The sequence below is a fragment of the Pseudoalteromonas sp. PSi26 genome, from assembly GCF_054960575.1.
Genome location: NZ_JBHNYT010000003.1, coordinates 273,719 through 293,064, shown reverse-complemented (window position 1 = coordinate 293,064; position 19,346 = coordinate 273,719). Strand labels below are relative to the sequence as shown.

Sequence of the window (19,346 nt, the reverse complement as noted above, 5' to 3'; positions counted from 1 at the left end):
CCTAAGTACGCTCAGTTAACCAAGCTTTAACGCTATCAAGTGCCGCAGCAAGGTTTTGTGGTTCAGAACCACCCGCTTGTGCCATATCAGGACGACCGCCACCTTTACCACCTACTTGAGAAGCCATGTGGTTTACAAGCTCACCGGCTTTTACTTTACCAGTTAAGTCTTTAGTCACACCGGCAATTAGACTTACTTTTTCACCGCTGGCAACACCGAGGGCAATAACACCTGAACCAATCTTGTTTTTAAGGTCGTCAACCATACCACGAAGCGCTTTAGACTCAGTGCCTTCAACATTTGCAACCAATAGCTTAACGCCATTAATTTCTACAATCGAATCAAGTAAAGACGCACCTGCTGCGCTCGCTAGCTTGTCGTTAAGCTGAGCAATTTGCTTTTCAAGGCCTTTAGACTTTTCAAGAAGCGCAGTTACTTTTTCAAGTACTGATGCGCTATCGCCTTTAACAAGCGCTGCTACATCGCTAAGCTGTTGCTCTTGCTCACTTACATAAGCAACTGCATCTGCGCCAGTTACTGCTTCTATACGGCGAACACCTGCGGCAATACCGCTTTCAGATACAATTTTGAATAAGCCAATATCACCCGCACGCTCAACGTGTGTACCACCACAAAGCTCAATTGAGTAATCACCAATGGTTACTACGCGTACTTCGTCGTCATATTTTTCGCCAAACAGCGCCATAGCACCTTTAGCTTTAGCATCATCAATAGCCATAAGCTCAGTGTTAAGTGCAAAGTTACGGCGAATTTCGTCGTTAACTACACGCTCAATATCACGTAGTTCGTCTTTAGTAACGGCTTCAAAGTGCGAGAAATCAAATCGTAAACGATCCGCTTGAACTAAAGAGCCTTTTTGGCTTACATGTTCACCTAATAACTGACGTAATGCTTCGTGTAAAATATGCGTAGCTGTATGGTTTTTCTTAATACGATCACGGCGTGCGTCATCAATATTGGCATCCACTTTATCGTTAACACCAATACGGCCTTGTACTGTACCGTGGTGCGCAAATGCATTACCCAATTTAGTGGTGTTAGTCACATTAAACTCGCCACCAGCCACTGTAATTGTACCGGTATCGCCCGTTTGGCCGCCCGACTCTGCGTAAAACGGTGTGCGGTCTAGTACAACAATGCCTTCTTGGCCATCTTCTAATAACTGTACGGCCTTACCACCGGCAAACACTTCAACCACTGTCGCGCTGTAATGCGTGCTGTCGTAGCCTTTAAAGTCAGTGTGTTTATCTGATTTTAACTGCTCGTTGTAATCGGCACCAAATTTACCAGCTTGCTGCGCAGTTTTACGCTGTACAGCCATGCATTCTTCAAAGCCTTTATGATCAATGGTCATTTGGCGCTCACGCGCAACATCGGCGGTTAAATCGGCAGGGAAACCATACGTATCGTAAAGTTTAAATACTAAATCGCCTGGGATCACATCGCCCTTAAGGTCGCTTAAGCTTTCTTCTAAAATAGCTAAGCCACGCTCAAGTGTTTTACCAAATTGCTCTTCTTCAATACGCAGTACTTTTTCGATAATCTCTTGTTGCTTAGCAAGCTCTGGGTACGCTTGACCCATTTGCTCAATAAGTGCAGCAACTAATTTAAAGAAAAACGCGCCTTGTGCGCCAAGCTTATTACCATGGCGTACCGCACGGCGAATAATACGACGAAGTACGTAACCACGGCCTTCGTTAGATGGCATAACACCGTCGGAGATTAAAAACGCACATGAGCGAATATGATCCGCTACTACGCGAAGCGACTTATCGTCCATATCTTGCGCGTTAGTGACACTCGCCGCTGCTGCAATTAAGCCTTGGAATAAATCGATTTCGTAGTTTGAATGCACGCCCTGCAAAATAGCAGAAATACGCTCAAGGCCCATGCCCGTATCAACAGATTGCTTAGGTAGAGGCAGCATAGTACCGTCGCTTTGACGGTTGTACTGCATAAATACGAGGTTCCAAATTTCGATAAAACGGTCGCCGTCTTCCTCTGGAGAGCCTGGAGGACCACCCCAAATATGCTCACCGTGATCATAAAATATTTCAGAACATGGACCACACGGGCCTGTATCACCCATAGACCAAAAGTTATCAGAGGTAGCTATACGAATAATGCGATCTTCACTTAAGCCAATATCTTTTGACCAGTACTCAAATGCTTCTTCATCATCGTGGTAAATAGTAACAAGCAGTTTTTCCTGAGGTAATTTAACAACCTCAGTTAAAAACTCCCACGCAAACTTAATTGCTTCTTGCTTAAAGTAGTCACCAAAACTGAAGTTACCTAACATTTCAAAAAATGTGTGGTGGCGCGCTGTGTAACCCACGTTTTCTAAATCGTTGTGTTTACCACCAGCACGTACACAACGCTGTGAGCTTGTTGCACGTGTATATGGGCGAGATTCCGCGCCTAAAAATACATCTTTAAATTGCACCATACCGGCATTGTTAAACAATAACGTGGCATCGTTGCCCGGAATAAGCGAGCTTGAAGGAACAACTTGGTGTTGCTTGCTGGCAAAAAAGTCTAAAAACTGTTGCCTAATTTGTGCGGTAGTCATGTGCTGCATGTGAAAATCTCACCTGTATTTACTGTGATTGCATTGCAAAATCGATTTGTTCGTAGCTAAAACCTCGATACATTAAGTAGCGCACGCGCTTAGCCTTGTCTTTGTAATCGAGGTTTGCCGGTGTATTTGAATATTTTTTATTGTACGCATCCTGCGCAAGCTCAAACCAGTCTACTTCAAGCTCTTCAACTACCCTTTCGAGTAGCGAACGGTCAATCCCTTTGCCCATAGCCTCGCTTTGAATTCGCTTAAGCCCATGGCATTTAAAAATGTGTTTTCTTACAAAGCCTTCACAGTAACGTTGCTCGTTTATAAAATTGTGCTTTTCGCACCAATCAAGCAAATTTTCGATAAACTCATCTGTGGCTTCTTTTTGCTGTAATTTAAAGGTTAACTCACGGCGCGAGTATTCTTGGCGTCCGAGTAACCAAAGTACATAATTTTTTAATTTTTGTTTTAACTTATCATCCATTAAGCGTCAAAGCGTCCGCTTGTTTCACTGCTAAGTGGCTTAACATTTTTGTCGTCACTTGGCGGGACAACCGGCATAAAAATCGCCTGATAAGAAACAAAAAAACTAATGTAGCAAATCGGCATTAAAATCAACAGTGGTAAGAACGATAAGAACATAGAAACCGCCATAAATAGTACGCAAATAACACCAAAAACACTTAGCGGAAACAAATTATGATAAAAAACCATAAGCGATTGCTTAAGCGCCGTTAAAATACGTTGCTCTTTATTAAAATAAACAAGCGGTAACGCATAGGCAAAGGCTGTTAAATAAATAAGCATGGCCATAAAAAATAAAATAACACTCGCACCCGAAATACTCGCAAGAGTTTGCTCAAGTGCAGCCTGAGGCTCAAGTCCTGGCTGGCTCATAATTGCTACGGCATCGGCAAATAAACCGTTTGCTAATAACGCCATTAAAATACCCGCCCCCATTTGGTATAACGCAAAACGAACCAAGCCCAAACGGTTGCCTTTGACTGAAAATGGCTTAAGAATGTCAGCCAACATTATTTTACCGCCTTGCTGTTTGGTCAGCACGGCTTGGTAAAAGCCAGCAGTTAAAAAAGGCGTAGCCAGTGCAGCAACCACTTGCAGTAAAGGTAAAAACAACGACAGTAAGCCCACAATGCCAATAAATAAATGCATAAAAATAAACGTCATTGGCTGGGTTTTAAAAATAAGCCATCCCGCTTTTAACCACTTTAGCCCGGCATCTGCTTTAAATACTCGTAATTGTGTAGACATACTTGCTCTTAATTTATAACGAAACACGCCAAGTATAACTTGGCGTTGGGTGGGATCACAGAGGCAGACCAGTAATATTAAGGTTTTTTAATTTTTTTAATATCTAGCATATGTGCGCCATGCTTTATTTTGGTTTCTAAGTAGGCTTTGTTACCTGCTACACCCGCTTTTATGTGTGCGTGTGTACCAATAACCGTATCAACTTCAATACCCGCGTCTTTTAAGGCATTGAGCTTTTTAGGGTTGTTGGTCATTAATTTAACATGCTTTAAATTAAGCGCATTAAGCATTAATACCGCATCCGAAAAGTCGCGTAAGTCGTCTGCAAAACCTAAATGGTTATTGGCCTCGTAGGTATTCATACCTTGCGATTGCAATACGTAAGCATCAATTTTATTGTATAAACCAATACCACGGCCTTCTTGGCGTAAGTAAAGCAAAATACCGCCTTGCTCGTGCATCATTTCAATACATTCGTTTAACTGTTCGCCGCAATCACAGCGTGACGAATGAAAAACATCCCCCGTTAAACACTCCGAATGCATACGAATAAGCGGTACATCTTGCTCGGTATCGGCGTTGTTAAACACCATAGCAATATGCTCTTGGCCATCTTTTAGGTCAGTAAATGACACTATTTCTGCAGGGATATCACTATTTTTGCCAACATTAAGTTGGACTCTTGCTCTTACTTGCGCCACGACAAATCCAAATATTTAAATAACTACGACACGACAATAAAGTGATAATATCACAAAAGAGTAAAATTAGATCGTAGTACAACATTGTTTATCGCAATTATATGGCGACGACAGCGCCTGTTTTCAATGACTAACCCTAATTAACCCTAACTCTAGATAATAAACCTATCTTTAGCAGCTATTTTCAGCGCTAACAGCGTTGAACTTACTTGCAATGGGCCAGCTATTGACGCGTAAAATCGCCTTGTTTCATTGAAAATCTCTGACTAGAAAAATAAAATTTAAATATCATCATTATTCAACATGTTAGCAACTCTCTTAACCAGCGTTCAGGCTAATTAAAAAACACATTAAATCAGCACATAATAGTGGCTTTTGTACCTGTATAATGACAATGGTTATAATGTATAGTAAATTATTATTAATTAGATTATTCGTAATTTTAAATAATACGAGGATAGTAATATTTAAGTTTGCTGTTTTTAATCAATACTTTAGTGAAAGCAATGTAAATTCACTCGTAAAGTTACATGCGTATTGTAATTAAATTTAATGCAGCTAACGCTAAATATAGCGATTTAAAATTGCGTTACTATTCAACGTTCAGGTTTACAATTAATAAGGATCATTATGAAGCCACAACACCTTGCTCTACTTGTTGGATTAAGTTTATCTGCCTTTACAAATAATGTACTTGCTAGCCAAGCTGACAACGCTAAAGCGGCTTTTTCAACTGCCTACCAGAGCTACCTAAACGCTTTAGAAACAAAACACGATATTGAGCAAGCCGCAAAACGAGCTTACACTACAGGCCTTACTTTTTACGGCGATAAAAGCGACAACACAGCAAACCTTGCTATTAATTATGCTAAAGCCATTACACCGCCAAGCACAACAAGCAGCAAAAAAAACATCAGGCAACAGCGTTACAGCCTTTACTCACAAGCCTATACAATTTTAGCTGATAACCACGGCAAAAATGCATTACAAACACTCGACGCACTTTTAGGTAAAGCCGAAAATGCTAAATCAGCGTCTTTGGCAGAAGATCATCTCGAACGTATAATCGACATTGCCAAAGCGCAAAATAAACCAAAGTTTGTTGCCGATATGCAATTTGAAGCCGCGTCGTTGTTAGCAAGTAAGTTTGCACATAAAAAATTTCGTGCAGCCCAAAAATTGCTAACCGAAGCTGATGAGTACTACCGTGAAAATTTAGACGAAAACACGGTTGAGCGAATCAAAGCAGACTTTTTAGTCGCCTCGTTTGCGCAAAGTAAGAAAAAATATAAAAAAGCGATTGAGCGTCTAAACCATGTTGTTTCGGTATTCGATAGCAACCTAAGCTTTGATCATAACGCCGAACTTACCGCGCACTCAAAACTTGTAAACCTTTACGAAAAAACAGGTCAAAGCGAGCAAGCAACTAAACATTGTTTAGCCATTGCTGAAATGGTGCCATGGAAAGATTCACAAGAACAAACACCGGTTTATCGCCAACCGCCTGAGTACCCAATAAATAAAGCCCGCCAAAATACCGATGGTATTGTTGTTCTTCAGTTTGATGTAGACACCGCGGGTTTTGTAAAAAACTCATCAGTAATAAGCTCAGAAGGTGGCCACGCATTTGAAAAGTCAGCATTAGAGGCACTTAAAAAATGGCGTTACGCACCCAAATTTGAAAACGGAAGCCCCGTAGTAGCAAGCACCCAGGTGCAAATAGATTTTAAAATAAATCGCTAGCGGTTTTACAAATAAAAAAGGCGCTATTTAGCGCCTTTTTTATTTTTACTCACGACGCCCTAAAATTCGTAACTGATACGAATAGCCCCATCGGCTCTTTTTTCGTTACTGTCACTTGTTTTACCATAGCCCGCATCAAGTATTAGTCTAAAACCACTATTATTTAAGCCGTTAAAGTTATAACTGTATGTAAGCCCAATACCATTTGTGGTTTCATCATCAAATATTTGCCCTAGCGCACATCCAAAAATATTACCTAGCTCGCTAGCAATGTCGTCAGTGTTTGTGCTTTCACATGGTTGATCGGTATCACGTGCGCCAATAGCCCCAACTAACACACCCAATGCGTGTTTATTGTTATTACTTACAGCTTGTTCAAAACCCACTGAAAAGCCATCATCTAGGCCAATTTTATAGTTTGCGTACCAGCGCTGAGAATTGTTATCTGCCGATAAAGACGCTTCAGGAACAACCAAGTAAGGGTAGCCACCCCCAATCGAAAAGCTCACATCATTAGCAAAAGCAGAACCCGAACCAAGTGATAAAACCAGTAGTAATATTTTTGTATTCATAACATTCCTTTTAAGTAAGCATAAATCGTACTTAATTAAGGAACAAAGGGCAATGAAACAAATGTTCGTTAATGTAACAAACTGATAAGAGGCGCTTACATTTTAGCAAGTATGTTATCGCTGGCCGCTTCAATTAAATCAAGTACGTTTTCAAAGCCGTCGTCACCACCGTAATAGGGATCAGGTATGGCACTTGTGCTTTGCTCCCCATACTCTAAAAACAACGCTAACTTATAGTGTAAATGCGGTGGGCACTGCTCTTTTAAATCAGTTAAGTTTTGTTTGTCAGCTGCTAAAATTAAATCAAACTCGGTAAAGTCGCTAGTGCGAACTTTACGCGAGTGTATTCCTTTAAAGCTATAGCCGCGCTTTTCACCCGCCGCCATTGAACGGCTATCGGGCGATTTTCCTTCGTGATAGCCAATTGTACCTGCAGAATCGACCACCACCTTTACACCCAAGGCCTTTGCACGCGCTTTTAAAACCGCCTCAGCAGTAGGTGAACGGCAAATATTACCTAAACATACAATCAGTACTTTTTTCATTGCGGCTCCTTAAATTAGGCTTTAAAACTGCTTTAATATGCTCTCTTCGTAATCGTCAGCATTAAGCGTTAAATTAAACTGCGCGGCAACCGAATCTAACTCAGCTTGTTTAATGGCTAGGTCTTCCATTGTTATAAGGTTGTCGTCTAGCTGCCACAATAAACGCGATCCCGCATAACTGTAATGAATGGCTAATAGTGCAGCAGGGTTACCTTCGCGCCCAGCCGCTTTTAACTTTGGCATTTTACGGGTTATTTTATTAAGTGCCTGTTTTAGCTCCCATACATAAACCACTTCGGTCATATAAGGATGAGTGCGGTATTTATTTAACAACCACCCTATGGCTAAACTTGTAATAACCACACCAGTTAAGTTCCAATGAAAATGGCTTCCGCTTTCATCCGGAAACAACGCAATCAGCGTTTGCGATATAGCTAGGCTCCCCGCCGCAAGCGAAGCAGCACAGCCCACAATGACACGATTTAAATGCTTACGGTAACGCGCTTTATTTATTTCAATGAGTTGCATAACAGCCTAAAAAGTTAATAAGTAAAAGAATGCGAAACGCTATTGTAACTAAACCCCGCATTTTTTATAAAAATATTTCACCCCTTTTTGATTTGCCACCCGTTATAGCTCTGAAAACCACATAATGAGTTAACTAGGAGCGGCTTATGCACACACTTGAAACCACAAATAACCCAACATTTATAAAAACATCAACCGCCGTTATTGGTGGTGCAGCAATGACCTTTGCCGCCTTTGCATTTATGCAATACCTAATCAGTGGCGACCAACGCGCACCACTAGACCCTGGCAAAGAAATAACGGTTGAAATATTTAAAGTGCCTGAAGATTCAAAAGTAAGACACATAGATAAAATGCCACCACCACCTACACCAAAAATGCCGCCTAAAGCGCCACCGCGGGTAACACCGAGTGCCGACCCAGTTATGGCAATCAACACGGCGCCGCCATTAATAATGGATAACTTTGGTGACGGCATTAACAATACCCTTAACCGCCCAACGGGAGATGCCTCACCCATAGTGCGCATAAATCCAAAGTACCCAACCACAGCTGCGCGTGATGGCATAGAAGGCTGGGTACAACTTAGCTTTAATATTTCGCCCACTGGCGAAGTAATAGACGCGGTAGTTTTAAACGCCGAACCAAAACGTATTTTTAACCGCGAAGCACTACGCGCTATTAAACGTTGGAAATACCGCCCAAAAGTGATTGAAGGTGTGGCACAATTGCAAACAGATCAAACGGTTCAACTTGATTTTAAATTAGATAACTCTATTTAACGGACTAAACGCCTATGCTAATGAGTATTAAAACTTGGTTATTTGAAACGCCCAGCAAAGACTGCATGGCGCGTTATGCAAAAAGTGGAGAAAACCGTCACTTAGAGCAGCTTATTGCTCTCTACAGTAACGATTTATACCACTACCTTGTTACGCAATCTAATACTCACTTAGCATACGACGTAAGCCAGCAAACGTGGCTAAAAGTAATTGAAAAGCGCCACCTTTACCAAGCGCAAACCACGCCTAAAGCGTGGTTATTTAAACTCGCACGTAACACGCTAATAGACGAATACCGCAAACAGCAACATTTTGTGGAGCTAGACGAAAACAGCCTGCAACCTTTGCAAAGTGCCAACCAAAGCGAATTAACACGTAGTGACTCGAACATAGGTGACACACACATTAGTTACGAAGCATTCAACACGGCGCTCAAGGAACTGAGCTTTGTGCAGCGCGAAGCCATCACCTTACAACAAGAAGGTTTTAGCCTTGCCGACATAGAGCTTATAACGCAAAGCAACGCCCAAACCATAAAAACAAGACTGCGCTACGCCAAACAAAATCTAAAACAATTATTAGGAGATTATAATGAACAAGCCTGATGAGCAGTTTGATGAAAAGCTTACAAACCACTTTAAAGCGCGTAAAGCACGTACCACCCTTTCGCATGCTCAACAACAGGCGTTAAAACACTGCGTAGCTCAAAAACAACCTAAAAAGTTAGGCTTTGCCCTGCAACTCACAAGCCTTACCTGCGCTCTGGGCTTAATGGCCTTTATAGTGCTCGACAGCAACAACGTAATAAATACCGCCCCTAAAACCGTACTAAACACCATAGACATTCACGACTACTCGTTTATAACAACGCATGAAATAGATCAAACAGGCAGCTACGCAAGCGCCATAACGCAACAAAAACGCGCGCTCGACACCCAATTAGCAAACGATTTACGCCGCCACCAGCAACGCCACATAGAATACGGCACGCTCGTAAAGGTCGACAACGACTGGTACATAGCCAGCTGTAATGACGAGGTGCTAGTGCAAATTAAGCAGTCGCTATTGAGTGATTTAAAAACTAAACACGCGGTAGAAAGTGGCATAAACACCGGCGACATGCTGGCCATGGCACATAACGGCAAAGGGCAGATTGTAGGGCTTAAACATGCGGGGGTTGGAGTGAGGCAGTGCAAGGCTTGAGTGGCGGTAATTCAGATGAAATTACCACCGAGAACACAGAGGCGCTTCGCGCTGCACAGAGATAGTTAACTATCGCCCATATAATCTAATGGTGAAGAAAGCTCTATAAAATCACGATATTTCTCTTTAGATATTTTGTTGTATTCATCTTTGATATAGATATAGTTAAGCCATAATAAAGTAACTTCTGGAGAAACTTCTATTTTATGCTGAGCTAACGCCTTTTCTGCGTTTTGCAACTCAGTTAAACCGCCATCACTATCAAAAGCCCAAATATCATAAGGATTTGCTTCTGCGGCAAAAATATTCTCAATAAATTGAGATAATGAAATAGAATAATTTCCCACGGAATAGCAATTTTTTCTTGTACCAAACTTGTCATGATAAAATAGACTAATATGTGACTGCGGCTCAATAAAATAGGTTAACTCGGCTGATAAATACTCTTTTAATATATCTCTTTGTAAGAAATCAGCTAGGCTTATATTTATAACCTTATTATCACTACCTCGTTCTGTTCTTTTGAACCTATCACTTATTATTTCTTCATATAAAGAATGTTTTTTTTCATAGATACAAAACAAAAAAGCGAGTACAAGAACATCTACTTTTTTACCACTTGGTAAATTTGCAATAATGGCAGTAATACGTTCAGTAATTTGAATGGCTGTTCTAGGCGGCACTTGGAACGCATCTAATACAACTGAGATATTAGCTAAAGCGATTTCGGGTGTTTCTGTATGAGGAAGTAGTTCAATATTTTTGCTTTCTAAGTATGTAGTTTCAAATTTAGTTGTATCACTATGTACTGATAAAAAATCCTTCAAAGCAGGACGCTTTAAGCTATAGCGACTATTAAAAAAGCGGCCTAAATAAACTTTTGCATCAAAGCCTTCACCATAAATTGATTTAATTGTATGTTGAAGCTGATCGGTATCCGTAGCCACAACAAATACGATACCTTTAACATCAAAAATATGTTTAATCGTCTCTAGCATCTCAACTGCATAACTTGGGCGACAACGGTCTAATTCATCAATAAAAATAAATATAGGTAACGACTTACCTTCCTGCTTTTCAAACTTACTGACCCAATCATCTAACTTAGCTTTTATTACTTCAATGCTTTTGTTTTTAGCTTCATGATCTTTAATCAGATTTTGTGCAAGCGCCTTTACTGCGGGCGAAAAGTCGCTACCAGTTGGCTTATTGGAATTTTGATTTTGTTCACTATCTATTTCATCATCAGAAAATAGTAATGTGTGTAGCTCATCTAAATCGATACCTGATATTTTTTTAGTTAAGCCTTGTGCAATTGCAGGTGCAACAGCCTTAAACATAGAAACTGCACTCTTAGGAATAGTTATATTAAATTTCGCCTGAAGTTTAAGCTGCTTAATAATACCTGCAATTACAGTTAAAAATGGATCGTCTGAATAGTCTTGCTGCCATGCATCAATATAAACTACAGGATAATTTACTATTAATTCTTGTGACCAACGCTTAAGAAAGTAGGTTTTACCTGCTCCCCATTCAGCGTTTAAATTTAATACGTAGTTTTTCTTTTTATCTTCATCAGGCCTGCTTTCGTCAAATCCCTCTTGAGCCAAAAGCCTTGATAAGAATGTAGCGTAGCGAGCTCGATCTAATTTATCAGCAGGAAAATATTCACCTACCGAGCGGTTAGTTTCCGTGTTCCAATTGAAGTCTTTAATCTCTTTCATTTAATTCCCTTTAAAATAATCCTCCTTTACATAGTGCCATACAACACCCAATAAACGTAACCCATTAATAAAAAGCTATTACTATTTATCTCTGTGAAGCGCGCAGCGCCTCGGTGCCCTCGGTGGTAAGCAACCTTTAAACAAAAAAGCCTGCAATAAGCAGGCTTTTAAATGTTTGGAACTGTAGCGTTCTGAAATGTTTTTACAAAACAATAATGCTAATAACCAAATAAGCAATAAAGGTCAGTGCGCCACCAAATAACGCGTACGGTAGCTGCGTTTTAACGTGAGTGAGTAGGTCACACCCCGATGCAAGTGCCGATACCGCGCTGGTGTCGGATATAGGCGAGCAGTGATCGCCAAATATGCCGCCGCCCAAAATAGCGCCTACAACCAATGAAGGTGGTAAACCCAGTGCTTGTATGAGCGGTACGCCAATAGGAATAAGTATGGCAAACGTACCCCACGATGTGCCTGTAGTAAACGACATAACCGCCCCTGTTAAAAACAGCACAGGCACTATTAAGTAAATAGGTAAGTAGTCGCCTACCAATGACGCAACAAACACACCCGTACCTAGCTCTTTTAAGCTTGCACCTAGCGTAAGCGAAAGCAAAACAATGCTTACTAACGGGAGTAATTCACCCATGCCTTTAAAGCCAGTATCAACCAATTGGTGGTGGGTAAATTGGCGCGAACTAATCATTAGTAAGTAAGCAACCACAATCGCGAGCACAGTTGCATATAATACCGATTTAGAGCCGCTACCTTCTGCCAACACACCGTTGCCAGTGTAAAACATAAAGCCTACCATGCTGGCAATTAGCGTAAATAATGGCACTAGCATAAAGCGCGCTTTAGAGCCTTTTACTTCTTCTTTTAACTCGTTTGTTTGTAGCTCTAATTTTTGTTCGGCCTCTTTCATTGGGCCGTGTACTTTATCAAACGCAATGGTGTAAAAAACAATAACCAAGGTAATTATGGCGTAAAAGTTATACCCAACGCTGCCCCACAGTACCGATACCGCCGATTCGCCCAATTCGTAATTACCTAATAAGCCCAGCACAAATGCACCCCAGCCGTTAAGTAGTATTAAAATACACACAGGGGCACTGGTACTATCTATAATGTAGGCAAGGCGTGCACGGCTCATTTTAAATTTGTCGAACAGGCCGCGCGACAAAATACCCGACGTAAGCACGCTTAGGTTTGACTCTATAAACACCGCAACGCCAGTAAACATAGTTAAAAAACCAACTTGGCGTTTACCTTTTGCAACCCCTTTGTTCATTAATAAGTTAACCGTTGCCGCCACACCGCCAGATTCGCGAATGTAGGCAAGTAAGGCTCCTATTAAAATACTAAATATGAGTATGCGGCTGTTACCCGGCGAACTTGCCACCGAAATAATACGCTCTATGGTATTTAAAAATGTTGTAAATACGCTATTTCCTTCCCCTTGTAGGGCAAGTAAAAACTCAGAAGACGCCACGGCAACTAGCAGCGCCATAATGACTTCTTTGCGCCAAAACACGATAGCAATCGCAATTAGCGGCGGTAAAATAGAATACCAATGCATAAAAAGTTAACCTTAATTATTAACAACCCGCGCTTAAACGCTTATATGTTAAGCCCAACTCTTAAAAAGTGGCTTAATGGAGTAAACCGCCTAGCTTAATGGATTGATGTTGCCAAGTCATCTGCAAATAAGCCATTGGGTATAACTGTATTAGCCCATTTTAACCTATACGATAATTTATTGATTTAACAGCGCTTCGTAAACAAGCGATACCACAGATCCATATTGTGCGGTTTCGAATTGTTTGCCTGTAAATTCATAACGTTTTTGTGTGCCTTTAATTGCAGTGTGGCGCGCGTTAGTAAGCAAAACAATGGCCAAGTCGTAAGCGGGATCGATTACTGTTACGGTGCCCGTCCAACCGGTATGGCCATACGCTTGTGCGCTGGCATAAGGGCCAAAGTGCCAACGCCGTGCTTGGTTATTGCCTGCAAGCCTAAAACCTAGGCCGTACGTTTCGTCAGTGCTTTGCGGCGTTAAAAACTGCGCTAAGGCACTTGCACTAAATAATTGTTGGTCGCCGTAGCCGCCATTATTTAATAATAGCTGGCAAAGCACAGCTAAGTCGTGTGCGTTACTAAATAACCCGGCATGCCCAGCAACGCCGCCAAACGAGTAAAATGCGCGTTCGTCATGAACTTGGCCTTGCAACACATGTGTTCGAATATTATCAAAAGTAATACGTCCATCGCGGGTGTTGCCGCTAAGTTCGGTGGCTGCAAATTGACTGCGCTCAAAGCCTTTTTTAAGTGGGTTAAATAGCGTGTTACTCAGTGCAAGGGGTGTATAAACGTGCTGCTCTAAGTACTCGTCTAGTGGCTGCCCTGTTATGCGCTCAACCAATACACCTAAAATCATGTAATCAATATCAGAATACACATGTTGCATTGGCTTTTTGTTATTAAGCGGCACTTTGGTGAGCAAAAGCTGTTTAGTGGTTTGGCTATTTTGAGAATAAAATGCATCGCCTTGCTGCGTATCTTTTCGGTGAAAATCAAACACGGGTGGGTAGCCTGCGCTGTGAGTAAGTAACTCTTTTACTGTGCGTTGCTCTCGCCCACCGCCGGTGTATTCTGTTAAATAACTTTGCACGGGGTTGTTTATATTGAGTTGCCCTTCGCTTATTAGTTTCATGAGTGCAAAGTTAGTAGCAAATATTTTAGTGTTTGAGGCTAAGTCGAATAGAGTATTGGTTTGCATAGGCTCTGGGCGCAGTAGCATTAGATCGTTTTGCTGGTACTGCTTTGCATCACCATAAGCTGTGAGTTTTATTAGCTCGCCATTTTTAACAACCGCCAGCACCGCACCAGGAAATCCCGCTTTAATATCACGCTCAATGAGCTCATCAACGTCAGTAAAATCAACTGGCTTGTTAGGCGTTAAATTTAATGTAGGAAATGCAAAACGCAGCGTTAAGCTTGCGCCTTTAGGTAAAATATTTTCTACCTTAAATGTGTTTATGCCATTATGAGTATGCGCCGCTAAGCTGTAATTATAAAGCGTATTAGCGGTTAACCTATTGGTAGCAAGTTTTTGATTGTTTATGTAAATATCGGCACTTTCGGCGCTGTGGTTTTGTATTAATAATTGGCCGCGCCCTTTATACGCTTTAAATGTGCCACGGTTGTTTACATAAAACCGACTACTTGGATTAGGCTCAGGAAAGCGGGCTACAACTTGTGCGTTTGGCAGCTCTATTAGCTGACTTTTAGTCAGCACTGGCTGCGATTTTAATGAATTATGTGTACTACTGCAGCCTACAATAATTAAACTCAAAGCGGCTAACCATGCGTTTTTTATGAAGCGAGTATTTTTTAAAATAAATAACATGGTTAAGCCTTACTCATATAACAAATAAGGCGCTCGTTGCGCTTTAAATTGTGTAAGGCCCCGTTGCCAGCTTTGCTTTATTTGCGCAGCCGACTGCCCTGCTTCAATAGCTAAACGTAGCTTATTAGTACCTGCCAATTTATCCATAAATCCAGCGCGTTCAAAAAAGTCGACGTTATATTTATTAAGGGTGGCGTAGGCGTTTATTAAGTACGTTAAATTTAGCCCTGCGGCGTTTACTTGCCTTAAATCAAGGCCATGTATCGTTGTATTTTTAAATTTAGGGTTTAAAGCAGCGCCTTTAATAGCACGCGGTGTAAAATTAAAATTTCCTAATTTTACCGGCGAATAACCAATAACCTGAAACGCAAAATCGGTGCCGCGGCCAATGCTCACTGGGGTTGCTTCAAAAAAGCACAGCGACGGGTAAAGCGCAATTGATTGATCGTTTGGTAAATTAGGGCTGGGCTTTACAGGTAAGCTATAACGGGTTGTGCGTGTGTAACGATCAACGGGGATCACGCTGAGCTGTAGATCGGCTGCTTTATTGATCCAGCCCTCGCCTTTGATCATGTTAGCAAGTTCGCCTACCGTCATGCCGTGCAACACGGGTATTGGGTGCATGCCTACAAACGATTTAAATTCGCGCTCAAGGATTGGCCCATCAATATAGGCAATATTAGGGTTTGGCCTATCAAGCACTATAAATTCAACACCTTGCTCGGCCGCAGCCTCCATCATGTAATGCATAGAGCTAATGTAAGTATAAAAACGTACACCCACATCTTGGATATCAAAAACAATAACATCTACATTGCTAAGTGCCTCGGCACTTGGTTTTTTGTTTTTGCCATAAATAGAAATAAGCGGGATACCAGTTTTGCTATCAACTGCATTTTTAACATGGGCACCAGCATCGTGATCGCCTCTAAAGCCGTGTTCGGGTGCAAAAATTTTAGTGATGTTTATATTTTTAGTCAGTAGGCTGTCGACTAAGTGTGCTTGCCCTACTAAAGAGGTTTGATTTACCACCAACCCAACACGTTTATTTTTTAATTGCGGTAAGTATAAAGCAGGTTGCTCAGCCCCCACGATTATTGAATGCTTTGCTTCATTTGCGGGTGCGTTAACAGTAAAAAGCGCGCTTAAAATAAATAAAAATATAAAAAATACGGTTTTAAACATACAGCAAGATCCTTTTAAACAAGGCGTTTAAAATACCACAGCTTAAGTTAAAGAGCAGCGAATGCTTTTGAGTCGATACATAAGTAATTAGAAGCTACGCTTCTCACGTGAGCAAGCTCTACGTCTACGACGATTTAAGCTTCAGCGTTTAATTACAATAGTGGTTTTGAACTACTCATTTACTCCTCTTTTATTTCTCTTTGTGCAGTTATGTTTAAGAGCGTTATTCACAAAGAGGTTTAGAGACGCTGCGCTTTTAGAGAAGTGACTAAATGGAAGATTTGGCAGTATGTATCATTAGGTTTAACTGATATCTGAAAGCTTTCTCAAATTTCAGGCACAAAAAAACCGACTTAGTGTCGGTTTATGTATGAAAGTGGTGGGCGCAGGAGGATTCGAACCTCCGACCGCCTGGTTCGTAGCCAGGTACTCTATCCAGCTGAGCTATGCGCCCACTTTCATTCTTTTTTACTTGTTTATACTCTAAGCAGAGTGTGTAAAAGTGGTGGGCGCAGGAGGATTCGAACCTCCGACCGCCTGGTTCGTAGCCAGGTACTCTATCCAGCTGAGCTATGCGCCCACTTTTACTATTTGCTTTTTTATACTCTAAGCAGAGTGTGTAAAAAGTGCTGGAAGCAGGACGTATCTTGTAAGAATGAACCTCCGACCGATTTGGTTTCAAACCAAACACTTTAACTTATTTATACTCTAAGCAGAGTGTGTAAAGAGTGGTGGGCGCAGGAGGATTCGAACCTCCGACCGCCTGGTTCGTAGCCAGGTACTCTATCCAGCTGAGCTATGCGCCCATCTTTACGTTTACAAGATTTCGCCATTTAAAAAATGGTGGAGAGGGAGGGATTCGAACCCTCGATAGAGCTACAAACTCTATACTCCCTTAGCAGGGGAGCTCCTTCGGCCACTCGGACACCTCTCCGTCTTGTGGGGCGTATAATAAAGATTTCAGAAAATATGTCAAACACTTTTCTATCAAAAGTGTCTATATGGTTACAGAACACACATATGTTATGTTTTTATATGAAAGAAGCCTAATTTTTAAGCTAATCAACTCTCTTCGTTAGGCGTAAGTGTGTCGTCGGTTGCGGTTGGTGCACATTTATCTTTTAAACTAGCTAGGTACTGCTCTTGATAACCTAGTTGTTGAAACTCGGCAATACATACTCGGTAAAACGCCTCTCGCTCTCGCTCGGTTTGACTGAGTTCTTCCGACTCTTCGATAGTTTTATCTGTCATTTTATTATTTTATAAATCCGTTTTTATTATTTACAGCACCTAAAAGTTAGGCCGTTTAAAATTTGGCCGTATTGTAGCTAACAAAGTTACAAAAATACAACATAATGTTTAAAAGTTACTCATTAATTTTTTACATGCACATAAAAATTTTCATAAAAAATTACAACTAAATATCAACAGCTTAATATATGAATAATGGTCTTATTAGCTATGAATAAACAAAATTAAAACAAAAACGCCGCAATTAAGCGGCGTTTCAAGGTGTTATTATTCGTTAAGCTTAGTCAGCTTGCGGACGCATATGCGGGAATAAAATAACATCTTTAATTGTAGATGAGTCAGTAAACAACATGACTAATCGGTCAATACCAATACCCTCACCAGCAGTAGGCGGTAAACCGTACTCTAGTGCGCGTATGTAATCTTCATCGTAATGCATTGCTTCATCATCGCCTGCGTCTTTTTCTTCAACTTGGCGAGTAAAGCGTTCTGCTTGGTCTTGCGCATCGTTAAGCTCCGAGAAACCATTTGCAAGCTCACGTCCACCAACAAAAAACTCAAAGCGGTCGGTAACAAATGGGTTTTCGTCGTTACGACGCGCCAGTGGCGATACTTCCCATGGGTAACCTGTAATAAATGTAGGTTGGATAAGCATGTGCTCAGCCGTTTCTTCAAATATTTCACATAAAAACTTGCCTGGGCCCCACACACAGTTTTCAGGAATTTTAACGTGCACTTGTTTCGCGTACGCTTTTAATTCTTCAAAGTGGTTTTCTGGGTCATTAAATACCGCAGCATCAAACTCAGGGTTATATTTTAAGATAGCATCAGCCATGCTTAGGCGCTCAAATGGCTTACCAAAGTCGTACTCTACTGAGTCGATTACTTCGCCGTTTTCGTCTTTTGTTGTATTAACAACAATTGGGCTGCCTAAAACGTTTGTTGCAACTGTACGTAGCATGTCTTCGGTGATGTTCATCAGGTCGATGTAATCGGCGTATGCTTGGTAGAACTCAATCATAGTGAATTCTGGGTTGTGACGCGTTGATAACCCCTCGTTACGGAAGTTACGGTTAATTTCAAATACGCGGTCAAAACCACCTACCACTAAACGCTTAAGGTAAAGCTCAGGCGCTATACGTAAATACATGTCGATATCAAGCGCGTTATGATGAGTCACAAACGGACGCGCAGACGCACCGCCAGGAATAACCTGCAGCATTGGCGTTTCTACTTCCATAAAGTCACGATCTGCTAAGAAGCGACGAATGCCTTCAACTACTTGCGAACGAATACGGAAAGTTTCACGCGTCGCTTCGTTAGTAATTAAATCAACATAGCGTTGGCGGTATTTTGTTTCTTGGTCTGAAAGGCCATGAAATTTTTCTGGTAATGGGCGTAATGACTTAGTAAGTAATTCGTACTCGGCCATATCTACGTATAAATCGCCTTTGCCTGATTTATTAAGTGGACCTTTAACACCAATAATGTCGCCAATATCAAGCTGACCATATTTTGCTTTTAAGTCTTTTTGTACGTCTTTTGATGCGTAAACTTGTACACGGCCCTTCATGTCTTGAATAGACATAAATGGACCACGCTTAGCAAGAATACGACCAGCAATTGATACTACGTGCTGTAGCTCAATTAATTCTTCTTTTGTTTTATCACCAAACTCAGCTTGCAAATCAGCCGTGTAATGTTCACGACGGAATTGGTTTGGATGACCGTTGGCTGGGCAATTTTCGCGGATAGCATCTAACTTGCCGCGACGCTCAGCGATTAACTTGTTTTCGTCTTGGATTTTATCAGTCATTTTTTAGCTCTTTATTAGCTTGGTG

The 19,346-nt window shown here is 41.2% G+C and carries 17 protein-coding genes and 4 tRNA genes; 4 read left to right on the top strand and 17 right to left on the bottom strand.

Going from position 1 to position 19,346, the window contains the following annotated elements; all coding sequences use genetic code 11:
• Window position 1 precedes the first annotated feature (1 nt).
• The 4 genes from alaS to ACFI34_RS05170 form a co-directional block, all read right to left on the bottom strand.
• Window positions 2-2,602: an alanine--tRNA ligase gene (gene alaS / locus ACFI34_RS05185; protein WP_462672656.1), complete on the bottom strand. Its 2,601-nt coding sequence runs from the start codon at window positions 2,600-2,602 to the stop codon at window positions 2-4.
• A gap of 19 nt (window positions 2,603-2,621) precedes the next feature.
• Window positions 2,622-3,074, bottom strand: coding sequence for a regulatory protein RecX (locus tag ACFI34_RS05180; protein ID WP_462672655.1), 453 nt, complete (start codon window positions 3,072-3,074; stop codon window positions 2,622-2,624).
• Window positions 3,074-3,862 (bottom strand): BPSS1780 family membrane protein, encoded by a 789-nt coding sequence (locus ACFI34_RS05175; RefSeq protein ID WP_462672654.1) that lies wholly within the window; start codon window positions 3,860-3,862, stop codon window positions 3,074-3,076. Before ACFI34_RS05175 ends, ACFI34_RS05180 begins: the two co-directional genes overlap by 1 nt.
• A 77-nt stretch (window positions 3,863-3,939) precedes the next feature.
• Complete coding sequence (locus ACFI34_RS05170; RefSeq protein WP_006794352.1) at window positions 3,940-4,563, bottom strand: GTP cyclohydrolase II; 624 nt, start codon at window positions 4,561-4,563, stop codon at window positions 3,940-3,942.
• 630 nt (window positions 4,564-5,193) lie between these two features.
• Between ACFI34_RS05170 and ACFI34_RS05165 the strand changes: the two genes are divergently transcribed.
• Window positions 5,194-6,306: an energy transducer TonB gene (locus ACFI34_RS05165; RefSeq protein ID WP_462672653.1), complete on the top strand. Its 1,113-nt coding sequence runs from the start codon at window positions 5,194-5,196 to the stop codon at window positions 6,304-6,306.
• Between the two features lie 59 nt (window positions 6,307-6,365).
• Here the strand turns inward: ACFI34_RS05165 and ACFI34_RS05160 are convergent, their stop codons facing one another.
• The 3 genes from ACFI34_RS05160 to ACFI34_RS05150 form a co-directional block, all read right to left on the bottom strand.
• Window positions 6,366-6,878: a hypothetical protein gene (locus tag ACFI34_RS05160; RefSeq protein WP_462672652.1), complete on the bottom strand. Its 513-nt coding sequence runs from the start codon at window positions 6,876-6,878 to the stop codon at window positions 6,366-6,368.
• Window positions 6,879-6,973: 95 nt separating this feature from the next.
• Complete coding sequence (locus ACFI34_RS05155) at window positions 6,974-7,423, bottom strand: low molecular weight protein-tyrosine-phosphatase (RefSeq protein ID WP_462672651.1); 450 nt, start codon at window positions 7,421-7,423, stop codon at window positions 6,974-6,976.
• 21 nt (window positions 7,424-7,444) lie between these two features.
• Window positions 7,445-7,951 carry a DUF3087 domain-containing protein gene (locus ACFI34_RS05150; protein ID WP_008129031.1) on the bottom strand — a complete coding sequence of 169 codons (507 nt, stop codon included), beginning with the start codon at window positions 7,949-7,951 and terminating at the stop codon, window positions 7,445-7,447.
• Window positions 7,952-8,097: 146 nt separating this feature from the next.
• Between ACFI34_RS05150 and ACFI34_RS05145 the strand changes: the two genes are divergently transcribed.
• Genes ACFI34_RS05145 through ACFI34_RS05135 form a run of 3 tightly spaced genes read left to right on the top strand, consistent with a single transcriptional unit; the run spans window position 8,098 to window position 9,936 of the window.
• On the top strand, window positions 8,098-8,733 hold the full coding sequence (locus ACFI34_RS05145) for an energy transducer TonB (protein ID WP_462672650.1): 636 nt from the start codon (window positions 8,098-8,100) through the stop codon (window positions 8,731-8,733).
• Window positions 8,734-8,747: 14 nt separating this feature from the next.
• Entirely contained in the window at window positions 8,748-9,338 is a 591-nt protein-coding gene (locus ACFI34_RS05140; RefSeq protein ID WP_462672649.1) for an RNA polymerase sigma factor, read from the top strand.
• The gene (locus ACFI34_RS05135; RefSeq protein ID WP_462672648.1) at window positions 9,325-9,936 is read left to right on the top strand and encodes a hypothetical protein; all 612 of its coding nucleotides are present in this window, start codon (window positions 9,325-9,327) and stop codon (window positions 9,934-9,936) included. Before ACFI34_RS05140 ends, ACFI34_RS05135 begins: the two co-directional genes overlap by 14 nt.
• Window positions 9,937-10,001: 65 nt before the next feature.
• On the opposite strand, the gene ACFI34_RS05130 is transcribed toward ACFI34_RS05135, so the two are convergent.
• From ACFI34_RS05130 to lysS, 10 genes are all read right to left on the bottom strand, one after another.
• Window positions 10,002-11,660 carry a KAP family P-loop NTPase fold protein gene (locus tag ACFI34_RS05130; RefSeq protein WP_462672647.1) on the bottom strand — a complete coding sequence of 553 codons (1,659 nt, stop codon included), beginning with the start codon at window positions 11,658-11,660 and terminating at the stop codon, window positions 10,002-10,004.
• Between the two features lie 202 nt (window positions 11,661-11,862).
• The gene (locus tag ACFI34_RS05125) at window positions 11,863-13,239 is read right to left on the bottom strand and encodes a Na+/H+ antiporter NhaC family protein (protein WP_006794362.1); all 1,377 of its coding nucleotides are present in this window, start codon (window positions 13,237-13,239) and stop codon (window positions 11,863-11,865) included.
• A gap of 177 nt (window positions 13,240-13,416) precedes the next feature.
• Window positions 13,417-15,069, bottom strand: a complete 1,653-nt coding sequence (pbp4b, locus tag ACFI34_RS05120) for a penicillin binding protein PBP4B (RefSeq protein WP_462672646.1) — start codon at window positions 15,067-15,069, stop codon at window positions 13,417-13,419.
• A gap of 9 nt (window positions 15,070-15,078) precedes the next feature.
• Window positions 15,079-16,254 (bottom strand): exo-beta-N-acetylmuramidase NamZ family protein, encoded by a 1,176-nt coding sequence (locus ACFI34_RS05115; RefSeq protein WP_462672645.1) that lies wholly within the window; start codon window positions 16,252-16,254, stop codon window positions 15,079-15,081.
• A 377-nt stretch (window positions 16,255-16,631) separates the two neighbouring features.
• Window positions 16,632-16,708: transfer RNA gene (locus ACFI34_RS05110), tRNA-Arg, on the bottom strand.
• A 49-nt stretch (window positions 16,709-16,757) separates the two neighbouring features.
• Window positions 16,758-16,834, bottom strand: a tRNA-Arg gene (locus tag ACFI34_RS05105).
• A 149-nt stretch (window positions 16,835-16,983) separates the two neighbouring features.
• Window positions 16,984-17,060 (bottom strand) — tRNA-Arg (locus ACFI34_RS05100).
• Between the two features lie 35 nt (window positions 17,061-17,095).
• A tRNA-Ser gene (locus ACFI34_RS05095) sits at window positions 17,096-17,188 on the bottom strand.
• Window positions 17,189-17,316: 128 nt separating this feature from the next.
• A complete protein-coding gene (locus ACFI34_RS05090; protein WP_462672644.1) occupies window positions 17,317-17,505 on the bottom strand; it encodes a hypothetical protein in 189 nt (62 codons plus the stop codon).
• Between the two features lie 280 nt (window positions 17,506-17,785).
• A complete protein-coding gene (lysS, locus tag ACFI34_RS05085; protein WP_462672643.1) occupies window positions 17,786-19,321 on the bottom strand; it encodes a lysine--tRNA ligase in 1,536 nt (511 codons plus the stop codon).
• Between the last annotated feature and the right edge of the window lie 25 nt (window positions 19,322-19,346).

Coding starts and splice junctions, on each gene's coding strand:
- ACFI34_RS05165 (WP_462672653.1), top strand. CDS start 5,194: ATGAAGCCACAACACCTTGCTCTACTTGTTGGATTAAGTTTATCTGCC.
- ACFI34_RS05160 (WP_462672652.1), bottom strand. CDS start 6,878: ATGAATACAAAAATATTACTACTGGTTTTATCACTTGGTTCGGGTTCT.
- lysS (WP_462672643.1), bottom strand. CDS start 19,321: ATGACTGATAAAATCCAAGACGAAAACAAGTTAATCGCTGAGCGTCGC.
- ACFI34_RS05175 (WP_462672654.1), bottom strand. CDS start 3,862: ATGTCTACACAATTACGAGTATTTAAAGCAGATGCCGGGCTAAAGTGG.
- ACFI34_RS05135 (WP_462672648.1), top strand. CDS start 9,325: ATGAACAAGCCTGATGAGCAGTTTGATGAAAAGCTTACAAACCACTTT.
- ACFI34_RS05125 (WP_006794362.1), bottom strand. CDS start 13,239: ATGCATTGGTATTCTATTTTACCGCCGCTAATTGCGATTGCTATCGTG.
- ACFI34_RS05180 (WP_462672655.1), bottom strand. CDS start 3,074: ATGGATGATAAGTTAAAACAAAAATTAAAAAATTATGTACTTTGGTTA.
- ACFI34_RS05145 (WP_462672650.1), top strand. CDS start 8,098: ATGCACACACTTGAAACCACAAATAACCCAACATTTATAAAAACATCA.
- ACFI34_RS05130 (WP_462672647.1), bottom strand. CDS start 11,660: ATGAAAGAGATTAAAGACTTCAATTGGAACACGGAAACTAACCGCTCG.
- pbp4b (WP_462672646.1), bottom strand. CDS start 15,069: ATGTTATTTATTTTAAAAAATACTCGCTTCATAAAAAACGCATGGTTA.
- ACFI34_RS05140 (WP_462672649.1), top strand. CDS start 8,748: ATGCTAATGAGTATTAAAACTTGGTTATTTGAAACGCCCAGCAAAGAC.
- ACFI34_RS05115 (WP_462672645.1), bottom strand. CDS start 16,254: ATGTTTAAAACCGTATTTTTTATATTTTTATTTATTTTAAGCGCGCTT.
- alaS (WP_462672656.1), bottom strand. CDS start 2,602: ATGCAGCACATGACTACCGCACAAATTAGGCAACAGTTTTTAGACTTT.
- ACFI34_RS05090 (WP_462672644.1), bottom strand. CDS start 17,505: ATGACAGATAAAACTATCGAAGAGTCGGAAGAACTCAGTCAAACCGAG.
- ACFI34_RS05150 (WP_008129031.1), bottom strand. CDS start 7,951: ATGCAACTCATTGAAATAAATAAAGCGCGTTACCGTAAGCATTTAAAT.
- ACFI34_RS05155 (WP_462672651.1), bottom strand. CDS start 7,423: ATGAAAAAAGTACTGATTGTATGTTTAGGTAATATTTGCCGTTCACCT.